Raw genomic sequence first — 11,143 nt, 5'->3', positions numbered from 1 at the left:
TGGACGCGGAGCGGCTTGCTTTGGACACGGGAGGACTCACTTTAGACGCGGGACTGCTTGCTTTGGACGCAGGAGGATTCTCTTTGGACGCGGAGCGGCTTGCTTTGGACACGGGAGGACTCACTTTAGACGCGGGACTGCTTGCTTTGGACGCAGGAGGACTCACTTTAGACGCGGGACTGCTTGCTCTGGACGCGGGAGGACTCACTTTGGACGCGGGACTGCTTGCTCTGGACGCGGGAGGACTCACTTTGGACGCGGGGCGGCTTGCTTTGGACGCGGGAGGACTCTCTTTAGACGCGGGACGGCTTGCTTTGGACGCGGGAGGACTCTCTTTAGACGCGGGACTGCTTGCTTTGGACGCGGGAGGACTCACTTTGGACGCGGGGCCATGCTTGCAGAAGATTTTCCTTTGGCGCGCTAAATGTCTTCGACAAATAAAAACACCCAAGCCGCCCGAGCGGTTGGGTGCTGACTTCTTATTCCTCTTCTACCGGTTTCGGCTTTACAGCGGTTGGCTTCGTTGAACGAAGCTCGTCTGTTAAGTTGTCGATACTTGGGCGAAGATTGTTTTTACCGACGTAGCTCTCCATCATTTCTTTTACGTCAATTCCTGAGGAGGCTTTCAATGATTCTTGTAGTGTGGACATTAAGTTCGTAGCATACGACGTCACTTTATTGGCGCCCCCGCTGCCTTCGCCGCCACCCGTATCGACAACAGTAATTTTATCGATATTCGAAAGTGGGCTAGCGATTTGTTTCGCGTATTCAGGGATCATCTTGACGATCATGTCAAGCACAGCTGCCTGGCCGTATTGTTCGAATGCTTCCGCGATTTTGCGTTTCGCTTCCGCTTCTGCAAGACCTTTCAGGCGGATGACGTCTGCTTCCGATTCACCTTGTGCACGTTGTGCGTCGGCTTTCGCTAAACCGTCAAGGCGGATTTTTTCAGCTTCCGCGGCTGCACGTGCTTCGATACGGTACTTCTCTGCTTCTGCTTCTGCCATTTGACGGGACTTATCCGCAGCTGCGTTTTGCTCGATTGCGTAACGATCCGCATCGGCTTTCTTCTTAACTTCTGAATCATACTGCTTCTCACGACGCAAAATCTCTTTTTCTTCCAACTCGATCTGCTTTTGACGCTCGATGATTCGAACTTGCATCTCTTGCTCTGTAACTTCCTGCTTCGCACGAGCGGATTCAAGTTCGTACGCTTGGTCGGCACGCGCTTTTGCGATATCCTGCTCACGGCGGTAGTCAGCGACTTTCAACTGATTTTCCTTCTCCGCTTCCGCGATTTCCGTAGCACGTTCGATTTCAGCTTTCTGTGCTTCCTTGGACGCTTCCGCATTCTTAATGCGTGTCTCTTTTTCAGCTTCGACTGTAGCAATGTCAGCATCGCGTTTCACTTGAGCGATACGCGGCTTACCGAGTGAATCCAAGTAGCCATTTTTATCACGGACATCTTTAATTGTGAATGAAACGATGACAAGCCCCATTTTAGCCAAGTCTTGCGATGCGACACGTTGCACTTCCTGGGAGAACTTATCACGGTTTTTATAAATCTCTTCGACCGTCATTGATCCTAGAATCGAACGCAAATGCCCTTCCAGCACTTCTTTCGCTTCATTTTCGCGGTCTGCTTTCGATTTTCCTAAAAACTGTTCTGCTGCCGTCGCGATTTCAGAAATCGATCCACCGATCTTAATGATGGCAGTTCCGTCGGCCATAACCGGAACACCTTGTTCCGTATATACTTCTGGCGTCGTTACTTCCAATTTGCTTGAAAGTAAGCTGAGCGGTTCCGATTGTTGGAATACCGGGAAGACGAATGTTCCTCCACCACGGATGATTTTGATCCGGTTGCCCGAGTCATCCGTATGTACGTTTTTCGATCCTAAATAACTTCCTGTCACAATTAGCGCTTCATCTGGCCCGACTGTCTTATACTTCGAAATGTAGACGAGTATGACAGCGAGCAAAATAAACACGACAATCCCGATGACAATAAACATTCCTGATAATCCTGCCATTCTGATTCCCCCTTAAATAAATGATTTTCCTTTGATCACTTGAAACGGAAAGGCTCATATTCCTTAACAATGAACGTCCCTTCTCTTACTTCGATGATCAGTACTTCTTTTCCGTAGTCGATCGCCTTGTTTTCATACCCTGCAGCCCTTTTCGAAATGACGCCATTCACCGTTTCGATAATGATTTCACCGAAACCATCGACCGGTACCGGAACAATGACCTTTCCGACTTGGCCCGTGAGCGAGTCATCCGTGTAGGCAAGCGAAACTTCCGCGGATTTCAATGGAAGGAGCACGAAGAAATATAGAAGGAAGTCCAATGCGGTTGCCGCCCCAAGTGCAATGATGAAGATTAGCAAATGATTCCATTCTGTCGTTAACTCCAAAATATAACCGACTGCAGATGTAAATGATATGAATGCAAGAATGACTGCTGGGTCCAAAAGCGGACTCGCATCGCCAACCCCTTCTGCAATATCACTGAAGAAAATGTACAGCACGGTCGCCAATCCCGCGATGATAAGAACGGTCAAATAGACATTGATAACCGGCATTCCGAACACTTCCATCCTCTCACCTCGCCTTCTCCTATTTGAATTCTATTATACATACGGACAATGAGTAATAAAGTTTCAATATTCTTGGAAATATTTCTAAAATGTTATCGACATAAAAATTCAACTAAATTGTCACTTTCACAAATAAATTATCATCTGTTTCAGTACTTATTTTTATTTTTTTTTGCTATGATAGGACTACTAAAAATTGATTCCGGAAACGGATGGAGGCTTAAAAATGTTTAGTCCACGTAAAACCGACCCTTTTTTCGCAGCTCTATTAGAGATTGCAGAGCATGTTAAGGAAGCGATGCACTATGCGAATGACTATAAAGTGACATCAGTAGCAGACTTGAAGGAAGTAAGCATCAAATTAAAGGAGTACGAGACCGCAGGCGACGATATGATTCACGACCTCATCTCTAAGCTTAACATTTCTTTCATGACACCGATTGAGCGGGAAGATATTTTGCAATTGGCTATTAAAATGGACGATATCCTAGACGGCATCGAGCATTTCGCAGCCAACTTGGAAATGTTCTCGCTTACGGAAATTGATGAGTATGTGCAGAAGTTCATGGATAACATCGTGAAAAGTTCCGATGAAATCGTCAAGGCAATGGAATTGCTGGCGAGGAAGAAGCTAGTCCAGATGCGGGATCACGCTGTTTTGATTAAAGAATATGAGCGCATTTGCGATGAAGTCCTTCGCACGTCAATCAAACAGCTGTTCATCCGTGAAAAGGATCCGATTCGAATTATACAGTTCAAAGATATTTATGAGTTGCTTGAGGACATTGCGGATCATTGCCAAGACGTGGCAAACACACTTGAAACAATTATCATGCGAAACGCGTAAGGAGTAAGTATTTATGGATATGATATTGTTTCTCACGATAGCAATCGTTGTTTTTGCGCTTGCATTCGATTTCATCAACGGATTTCATGACACGGCGAATGCCATTGCGACATCGGTCTCGACACGTGCTTTGAAACCGCGGACAGCTATCTATATGGCTGCAATTATGAATTTTATCGGTGCTTTGACGTTTACAGGCGTAGCAAAGACCATTTCCAAAGACATTGTTGATCCGTTTGTATTGGATAACGGATCACTCGTCATTTTGGCAGCCCTCACTGCAGCGATTGCTTGGAACTTGATCACTTGGTATTACGGCATTCCGTCAAGTTCGTCGCATGCTTTGATCGGTTCGATTGCCGGCGCTGCCATTTCTGCGGCAGGGTTCGGCATATTGAATTATGGCGGCTTTATCAAAATCATGGAGGCACTCCTCCTATCCCCATTCATTGCAATCGCGGGCGGCTTCCTCATGATGTCGCTGTTCAAGGTTTTATTGAAGAACCGCAACTTGTTCAAAGCAAATAAGCGGATTCGCTATTTGCAAATCGGAACGGCTGCTCTGCAATCATTTACGCATGGTACGAACGACGCTCAAAAAGCGATGGGAATCATTACGATGGCATTGATTGCCGCACAATTGCAGACTGGCGACGATATCCAGCTTTGGGTCAGGATTGCCGCTGCTACTGCAATGGGACTCGGCACATCTATCGGTGGTTATAAGATTATCAAGACAGTCGGCGGTAAGATTATGAAAATTAGGCCGGTCAACGGCGCCGCAGCCGATTTGAGCTCAGCCATGATTATTTTCGGGGCAACGCTTATTCATTTGCCTGTCAGCACGACGCATGTCATCTCCTCTGCTATCATGGGTGTCGGCTCTGCGCAACGTGTGAGAGGCGTTAAATGGGGAGTCGCGAAAAAGATCGTCATCACATGGGTAATCACCATGCCGATTTCGGCTGCACTTGCCGCAATTGTGTATCAAATTTTGAACTTATTCTTCTAAAAAAAACTTTTTCACTTGCATTGCCAAATGAGCTCTGTTATGATAAAGGAGAATTATTTTTGTTCATCGTGATGGTCACGGTGTAATGCTTGACCGCTTCAAGACTTGAGCAAGGATAGTAACACAATGTGTGCGAAGCACACGAGGAGGAAACAAACATGGAACAAGGTAAAGTAAAATGGTTCAACGCAGAAAAAGGTTATGGCTTCATCGAACGTGAAGATGGCGATGATGTATTCGTACACTTCTCCGCTATCCAAGGCGAAGGCTTCAAGACTCTTGAAGAAGGCCAAGACGTGACTTTCGAAATCGAACAAGGTCAACGTGGACTTCAAGCTACAAACGTTGAAAAAAACTAATTTAAATTAACCATTTCAAAACCACTTCCTTTGGGGAGTGGTTTTTTTCGTATTTCAAAGTCAGCAGGAACTCCTTTTGGACGTAGGCTAACGTGCTTTGGACGCATGAGCATCAGCTTTGGACGTGCGATAGCATACTTTGGACGTGCAAGCATCAGTTTTGGACGCATGAAGGCATACTTTGGACGCGCGAGCATCAGCTTTGGACGTGCGATGGCATACTTTGGACGTGCAAGCATCAGTTTTGGACGCATGAAGGCATACTTTGGACGCGCGAGCATCAGCTTTGGACGCGCAAGCATCGGCTTTGGACGCGCGAGCATCAGCTTTGGACGCGCAAGCATTGGCTTTGGACGCGAAATGCCTGCTTTTTGATGTAGAAACTCTTGTTTGAGTATGATTCTTACAATCTACTCCTTCAGAAAAGACAATTCCATACATCTTCGCTATGATTAGGGAATAGATAGAAATGATTCATGCTGGGAGGACGATTGTATGCGCACATTAGCGCGTTTAGTTACAAAATTTCATAAGACAATCATAATTGCTTGGGTTGCGCTTTTCATTGTCATGGCCTTTTTGGCGATCCGTTTGCCTGGGTTGCTTGCGGGCGACGGGTTCAGGATGGATGCGGAGCATGAACAGGTGATGAAGATCGCTTCGGAGAAATTCGATTTGCCGGCGGAAACGATGTTCGTCGTCTTTGATAACGTGAATGATGAAACAATCGCTTCCACCTTGACGAATATTGAAAAGCTGAATCTTGCATCTGAAATCGTTTCCCCACTGGAAAACGAAGAACAGTATACGAAGGATGTCTCCTACGCGCTGTTACACTTTGAAAAGAATGGCAAAGACATGTCTGCCGTCGTTACCGATATCCGGGATGCGATCGGCGATAAGGAAGGCATTGTCTTAACGGGCCAATCCGCCATTACAAAAGATATCAACACCGCGAGCCAGCGGGATTTAATGAAGGCGGAAGCGATCGGCTTGCCTATCGCGATCATCGTACTTCTATTTGCATTCGGATCGCTCATGGCATCGATGGTTCCTTTGATTGTCGGAGTCGCAACAGTTATTTCCACATTTGGCATATTGGCTTTAGTTGGCGGGCAGACAGACTTGGCAATTTTCGTCTTAAATATCGTTCCGATGCTCGGGCTTGCTTTGAGCATCGATTTCTCCTTGCTTTTCATTAGCCGCTATCGGGAAGAGCGATTGAAAAGCGACGTTCTTGAAGCTGTTGCAACGACGATCCGAACGGCAGGCCGCTCTGTCATTTTTTCTGCATTTTGTGTATTCATCGGGCTTGGCGCGATGTTTATTATCAAAGTTGAGATTTTCCAAAATATCGCACTTGGCGGCATGATTGTCGTCGGCATGGCGGTCCTTAGCTCAGTTACATTGCTTCCATCGATTTTGATTATGCTCGGCGACCGTTTGAATAAAGGTCGCATACTGAAGGTGAAGGAAAACGGCTCCGACCGATGGAGACAGTTCGCCAATGCGGTAATTAAAAGACCGATCCTTATTACAATTGCAGCGCTTGTACTATTGGGCATCGCTTTAATTCCAGTGAAAAATATGGATTTGACGATACCGCAGATTGACTCTCTGCCAGCGTCGTATGATACACGCGCTTCGTATGAATTGATGGATGACACTTTCGGGCTCGGCGATCAGTCGAATGTATATTTAATCGCGGAACGAGACGGCGGATGGTCTGATACGGAAGGATTACAAGCTTTGAAGGCACTGGAAGAGGATTTGGCTAATGATCCTCTCGTCGATAAGCTGACGACAATTTTCACTACTAGTGGAATCACGTCTCCTGAAGAATGGGAGCAGGCGACGCAAGTTCCGGAAATGAAGGCACAGCTTGAACCGCTTCTTCAATCATTTGTAAAAGATGATCAGTTATTGATTCCTGTGACGCTTCAAGCGAGAGGAACGTCTGACGAAGCGCAGCAGTGGGCGCGGGATTGGTCTGAGCAAACAGAATGGAACCTGTTGGTTGGTGGTCAGCCGAAGTTCAACCAAGAGATTTTCGATGAAATCTTCGGCAATATCATAGCTGTGCTGACGATTATACTCGTGTCGACGTTCATCATTCTCATGATTGCATTCCGCTCCGTGCTCATACCGTTGAAGGCGATACTCATGAACATCGTCGGATTGTCCGCGACGTTCGGGATTCTCGTCTACATTTTCCAATACGGCCACTTCGGGATGCATCCGGGAACGATTGCACTCATCATTCCGATTCTCGTCTTCAGTCTCGTCTTCGGCTTGAGCATGGACTATGAAGTGTTCCTCATTTCGCGGATGCAGGAGGAATATGCGAACACGTTCGATAATGATCATTCCACTGTCGAAGGGCTTGCGACAACAAGCAAGATTATCACTTCCGCGGCTTTGATCATGATTGTCCTGACCGGCGCATTCGCGTTCACGGACGTCATGCCGGTGAAGCAGATCGGTGTCGGCATCGCGATTGCGGTAGCCATCGACGCGACAATCATCCGCTTGCTGCTTGTCCCAAGTTTGATGAAATTGTTCGGAAAGTGGAACTGGTGGATGCCATTTAGAAAAGGTGAGTATAAAGCCGGAAATTGGCATTAACTTAAAAATAACTGCCTCGACAACAGAAATCCCAGTTGTCGAGGCAGTTTTATTTAGATCAATCCACAATCTCCACATTCGTATCGGCAGGTTTATCTCTATCAAATTCCGCCATCACCGCAAAATAGATGGCCGCCACTACAACAAGGACGAAAACGACGAGCCCGATGACGAGCGTTTTACCCTTCACACGGATTCACCTCCGCCGAGTTTAAAGTTCTCCTCTTTCAAATAATCCGTAGCTTCCTGATAATCGCCGAAGCTTTCCTCCAAATTATAACCATGATAAATATTGAAAAAGCCCTCTTCTTCCAATAACGTCAGCTTCTGGCCCTGCTCATTCACCCATACTTCCTCAAGCAGCTCTTCTTCCTTAGCCTCTTCCTCAGTCGAAAGCGCTTTGATGGCGTCCCGAATCGTCGCTTTCAATTCCTCTTCCGTCGCTTCACGGATATTGACGAGCCCACGGTCATCCGCCTCGTAGCCTGGAATTCCTTCCACATACACAAACCCATTGCCGTTCGGATGGAGATGCTGGACAACAACCGTTTTGTCGTAAAGGCTATCTTCATAATGATAATTGAGCCGCTTCATCGACACTTCTTTCCGTGTAAGTTCAGGGAATGTCTCAATAATTTGTTGTTTTTGTTCGAATGTAAGCATGCTTTGGCCACTCTTTCTTTGTCAAATGTCTTTTCAGTATACCATTATTCGTCTTTCACCGTCAGACCGAGTGCACGCGCAAAACCGAGAGCTTGCTCTGTCGATACGATGCATCCCGCAATTTTCGGTACCGTCACTTCTATTCGTTCATATGTATTGGTGGATAAATCTACTCCATCCAAATCGGTTTCCGAAAAATTCGCATCGTCCAACTTGCACTTATCAAAACGGACTTGTTTTAAATCGCATTCGTAAAAATCGCTGTCCTCTAAGTTGCATCCCGCGAACTCCACTTCTTTCATTTTTGAAAAATTGAAGTTTGCGTAACGGATATCACTTTCCTCCATTAATAGATGCCCTAAATTAGAATTGGCCAAATCCGCTCCCGTTAACTTTGAATTGCGGACCTCACATCGATGGAACATGACATTTTCCATTTGGACGTTCGAAAAGTCGCATGTTTGGAATAAAACATCGACGAATTCCACACCTCTCCAATCACTGTTCGCAAATGACATATCTTTGAACACGCAATTATCGAAAACGAAGCGCTCGTCCTCTGCTCCCGGCATTGTTCCGCCTTCAAATCTTGCTTTTTCAATAAATCTGTCCCGACTCCATATATCGGATGGCCCCAACAGCTCATGTTCCGTCGACAGTTTCGGACTCACACGCTTGTCCTTTTTTTCTCCCATAAGTACCCTCCTATCGCGTTTTCCATTCAATAAAGATGACGAGCAATATGACAACTATGAACGCCAGCATATAAAACCAACTTGGAACGGCGCTTATTCCACTAAACATCTGCCCTCTCCCCTTCCCCCATGAATTTCCCAATTATCACCACTCAAAACGGGTTTTTCACCGCTCAACCAATTCCCCCTGCCCGTCGAACACCTGCTATTACCCGCAGATCAATCGTAATGTGTTTCATTCCCTTCACAAGCACCTCGTGAATCCGTTCTTCACTCGCATTCCAAGTTAGCGGTGTCATGCGAATCAATGGAGCGAGCAGCGCTTCAGGCAATTCAAATTGGTACGTCACCCGTTCGGTCTCGACAGAGTCGAACTGTTCGCGGAACCGCCCTACTGGGTCGGCCTCCTCTTTCTGCTGCTTGCCGTCGTAGAAGACTTCCCGCAATTCCTGCAAGTATCCGGTTTCCGGGACCACTTTCACCAATACGCCTCCCGGTATCAACAGCCGGTTGAATTCCGCATAATTTGCAGGTGATAAAATATTTACGATCGCATCCATGCTCGAATCCGCAAAAGGCATGGTAGCGAGATCCGCAACACTCCAAATGAGGCCTGGATACATCTTCGAAGCTGCGACAATTCCTTCCTTCGCCAAATCAATGCCGACGCCAATAGTTCCCGGTTGCATTCGTGAATGAACTTTATGTAAATGAGTTCCTTCGCCACAGCCAGCATCCAAAAGGACAGGACGTTCAGTTCCCATCAAATGCGTATGTAAACGGGCAATGATATTGTCAAGAACAGGTCCGAAAAAACCGCTATCCATGACGGCAGTCCTCGCTTCAAACAGCGATTTATCATATTTTGTGGAATGCGCTTGCGGCGCCAAATTAACGTATCCGCTCTTCGCCAAATCAAATGAATGCATGTTCCAGCAGACGAGACGCGAATGCTCCTCCATTTCCATTTCGGTTGTGCAGATCGGACATCTAAATAGCCGTAAATTGTCCTCTATTAGTAACGCGCTTTGCATTTTCTTCGTCAATTTCATTTTCATGCTCCGTTCGATTATTGTTCTACCAGTATACCGTCTTTCCGACCGTACTCAAACTATCAATAGGTTCCACTGTATCTATCGCACCTCAAGCGGGTACAATAATAGATAGGAGGCGATTTCCGTGAAGCGGATATTACTATTCATCATTTTCATAGTTGCACTTTATCTTGCAAAACCTTTATGGGAAGAGCCAGTTTCGAAATATATCGACCTTTCCTTCCTCAATCCGATTGATGAAAAGCTAGAAGCCATATGGGAGAAAGAACCGGTTGCTTCCGCAATGGATTCCATATTCAACACAGCCGATAAAATCTTCCTTTACATATCTTCGAAAACATCCGAAGTAGAACAGATGATTCCCGACAAAGTCGCAAAGCCGAAATTGGATAAACCTGATCACTCCGTCATGTCCATTCATAATATCGAGCTCGGAGCGACAGAAAACCAAGTGAAAGCCGAACTTGGAGAGCCTAAAAGCCATTCATTAAATGAATACGGAACTGAATGGTTCACATACCATGATGATTACCAAAACTTCGTCATGGTTTCATTCGACGAAAACTGGAAAGTGAATGCCATTTACACGAACGATGATCTTATCTCCTCGAAAGCTGGCATCAAGTACGGGACTCCGAAAGCGGACGTTCGGAAAGCGTATGGCGAACCGTTGAAGGAGATCCGGAAAGGCTTGAACATTTATGTCCTTCAGGAAAACGAAGGGATGGACCTTTTTAAATCCGGGGATATCTATATGTATGTATTTTACGACATTCATCAGAACGATACGGTAACTGCCGTCCAGCTCATTACAACATCACTCGAACAGCGGAAGTCCGGAATGTATGCAGGTGGAGATGTGTCTTTGCGCAACGGGTTCGAACTGCAGCTTTTCGATTTGACGAACGCCGCCCGTGTACGTCACGGCCGCTCCATTTTGCGATGGGATGAGAGAATCGCCGAAACGGCGCGCAAACATAGCCTCGATATGGCGGTCAATGACTATTTCAGCCATGATAATTTACAGGGGCTGTCGCCTTTCGACCGGATGAAAGAGGACCATATTAAGTTCCGTAGGGCGGGTGAAAATTTGGCATACGGCCAATCGAGCAGCATTTTCGCTCATGAGGGTCTCATGAATTCAAAAGGGCATCGGGAGAATATTTTAATAAAAGATTATAGTCATCTCGGCATCGGTGTCGCTTTCAATGAAAAATCACAGCCGTATTATACGGAGAATTTTTTCTTACAATGACTCTTTCAGGACTATATCTGTCTGTTCCGG

Annotated in this window: 13 protein-coding genes; 6 read left to right on the top strand and 7 right to left on the bottom strand. The window is 46.2% G+C overall.

Translation table 11 applies throughout. The features are described 5' to 3' along the window. Positions 1 to 527, top strand: a 527-nt coding sequence (locus ACTHPA_RS05230) for a hypothetical protein (protein WP_440499102.1), incomplete at its 5' end; no start/stop codon positions are given. Here ACTHPA_RS05230 and ACTHPA_RS05225 read toward each other — a convergent pair. Further along, a complete protein-coding gene (locus ACTHPA_RS05225) occupies positions 480 to 2,033 on the bottom strand; it encodes a flotillin family protein (protein WP_440499101.1) in 1,554 nt (517 codons plus the stop codon). The two genes, ACTHPA_RS05230 and ACTHPA_RS05225, sit on opposite strands and share 48 nt — an antisense overlap. A 35-nt stretch (positions 2,034 to 2,068) precedes the next feature. Beyond that, entirely contained in the window at positions 2,069 to 2,602 is a 534-nt protein-coding gene (locus ACTHPA_RS05220; protein ID WP_440499100.1) for a hypothetical protein, read from the bottom strand. 226 nt (positions 2,603 to 2,828) lie between these two features. Here ACTHPA_RS05220 and ACTHPA_RS05215 point away from each other — a divergent pair, with 226 nt between their 5' ends. The 3 genes from ACTHPA_RS05215 to ACTHPA_RS05205 all read left to right on the top strand — a co-directional run bounded on the left by ACTHPA_RS05215 (position 2,829) and on the right by ACTHPA_RS05205 (position 4,820). After that, entirely contained in the window at positions 2,829 to 3,449 is a 621-nt protein-coding gene (locus ACTHPA_RS05215) for a DUF47 domain-containing protein (RefSeq protein ID WP_440499099.1), read from the top strand. Between the two features lie 13 nt (positions 3,450 to 3,462). Continuing rightward, positions 3,463 to 4,461, top strand: coding sequence for an anion permease (locus ACTHPA_RS05210; RefSeq protein WP_440499098.1), 999 nt, complete (start codon positions 3,463 to 3,465; stop codon positions 4,459 to 4,461). 158 nt (positions 4,462 to 4,619) lie between these two features. Next, positions 4,620 to 4,820, top strand: coding sequence for a cold-shock protein (locus tag ACTHPA_RS05205; RefSeq protein WP_191693533.1), 201 nt, complete (start codon positions 4,620 to 4,622; stop codon positions 4,818 to 4,820). Here the strand turns inward: ACTHPA_RS05205 and ACTHPA_RS05200 are convergent. Further along, positions 4,817 to 5,164 (bottom strand): hypothetical protein, encoded by a 348-nt coding sequence (locus ACTHPA_RS05200; protein ID WP_440499097.1) that lies wholly within the window; start codon positions 5,162 to 5,164, stop codon positions 4,817 to 4,819. The two genes, ACTHPA_RS05205 and ACTHPA_RS05200, sit on opposite strands and share 4 nt — an antisense overlap. Before the next feature lie 151 nt (positions 5,165 to 5,315). Between ACTHPA_RS05200 and ACTHPA_RS05195 the strand changes: the two genes are divergently transcribed. After that, positions 5,316 to 7,445, top strand: a complete 2,130-nt coding sequence (locus ACTHPA_RS05195) for an MMPL family transporter (RefSeq protein WP_440499096.1) — start codon at positions 5,316 to 5,318, stop codon at positions 7,443 to 7,445. 58 nt (positions 7,446 to 7,503) lie between these two features. On the opposite strand, the gene ACTHPA_RS05190 is transcribed toward ACTHPA_RS05195, so the two are convergent. From ACTHPA_RS05190 to ACTHPA_RS05175, 4 genes are all read right to left on the bottom strand, one after another. After that, positions 7,504 to 7,635, bottom strand: coding sequence for a hypothetical protein (locus ACTHPA_RS05190; RefSeq protein ID WP_440499095.1), 132 nt, complete (start codon positions 7,633 to 7,635; stop codon positions 7,504 to 7,506). Beyond that, positions 7,632 to 8,108, bottom strand: coding sequence for a hypothetical protein (locus tag ACTHPA_RS05185; protein WP_440499094.1), 477 nt, complete (start codon positions 8,106 to 8,108; stop codon positions 7,632 to 7,634). Before ACTHPA_RS05185 ends, ACTHPA_RS05190 begins: the two co-directional genes overlap by 4 nt. Before the next feature lie 44 nt (positions 8,109 to 8,152). Beyond that, positions 8,153 to 8,803 (bottom strand): pentapeptide repeat-containing protein, encoded by a 651-nt coding sequence (locus ACTHPA_RS05180; RefSeq protein ID WP_440499093.1) that lies wholly within the window; start codon positions 8,801 to 8,803, stop codon positions 8,153 to 8,155. Positions 8,804 to 8,976: 173 nt separating this feature from the next. Continuing rightward, positions 8,977 to 9,855 carry a putative RNA methyltransferase gene (locus ACTHPA_RS05175; RefSeq protein WP_440499092.1) on the bottom strand — a complete coding sequence of 293 codons (879 nt, stop codon included), beginning with the start codon at positions 9,853 to 9,855 and terminating at the stop codon, positions 8,977 to 8,979. A gap of 127 nt (positions 9,856 to 9,982) precedes the next feature. Between ACTHPA_RS05175 and ACTHPA_RS05170 the strand changes: the two genes are divergently transcribed. After that, the gene (locus ACTHPA_RS05170; RefSeq protein ID WP_440499091.1) at positions 9,983 to 11,113 is read left to right on the top strand and encodes a CAP domain-containing protein; all 1,131 of its coding nucleotides are present in this window, start codon (positions 9,983 to 9,985) and stop codon (positions 11,111 to 11,113) included. The last annotated feature ends 30 nt before the right edge of the window (positions 11,114 to 11,143 follow it).

Source organism: Sporosarcina sp. SAFN-015, from assembly GCF_051966875.1.
In the GTDB taxonomy this organism is placed as follows: Bacteria; Bacillota; Bacilli; order Bacillales_A; family Planococcaceae; genus Sporosarcina.
Note: the sequence above shows the minus strand (reverse complement) of the source record. Positions and strands in the feature narration are given on the sequence as shown.

Coding starts and splice junctions, on each gene's coding strand:
- ACTHPA_RS05175 (WP_440499092.1), bottom strand. CDS start 9,855: ATGAAATTGACGAAGAAAATGCAAAGCGCGTTACTAATAGAGGACAAT.
- ACTHPA_RS05180 (WP_440499093.1), bottom strand. CDS start 8,803: ATGGGAGAAAAAAAGGACAAGCGTGTGAGTCCGAAACTGTCGACGGAA.
- ACTHPA_RS05210 (WP_440499098.1), top strand. CDS start 3,463: ATGGATATGATATTGTTTCTCACGATAGCAATCGTTGTTTTTGCGCTT.
- ACTHPA_RS05220 (WP_440499100.1), bottom strand. CDS start 2,602: ATGGAAGTGTTCGGAATGCCGGTTATCAATGTCTATTTGACCGTTCTT.
- ACTHPA_RS05200 (WP_440499097.1), bottom strand. CDS start 5,164: ATGCTTGCGCGTCCAAAGCTGATGCTCGCGCGTCCAAAGCCGATGCTT.
- ACTHPA_RS05205 (WP_191693533.1), top strand. CDS start 4,620: ATGGAACAAGGTAAAGTAAAATGGTTCAACGCAGAAAAAGGTTATGGC.
- ACTHPA_RS05225 (WP_440499101.1), bottom strand. CDS start 2,033: ATGGCAGGATTATCAGGAATGTTTATTGTCATCGGGATTGTCGTGTTT.
- ACTHPA_RS05215 (WP_440499099.1), top strand. CDS start 2,829: ATGTTTAGTCCACGTAAAACCGACCCTTTTTTCGCAGCTCTATTAGAG.
- ACTHPA_RS05195 (WP_440499096.1), top strand. CDS start 5,316: ATGCGCACATTAGCGCGTTTAGTTACAAAATTTCATAAGACAATCATA.
- ACTHPA_RS05185 (WP_440499094.1), bottom strand. CDS start 8,108: ATGCTTACATTCGAACAAAAACAACAAATTATTGAGACATTCCCTGAA.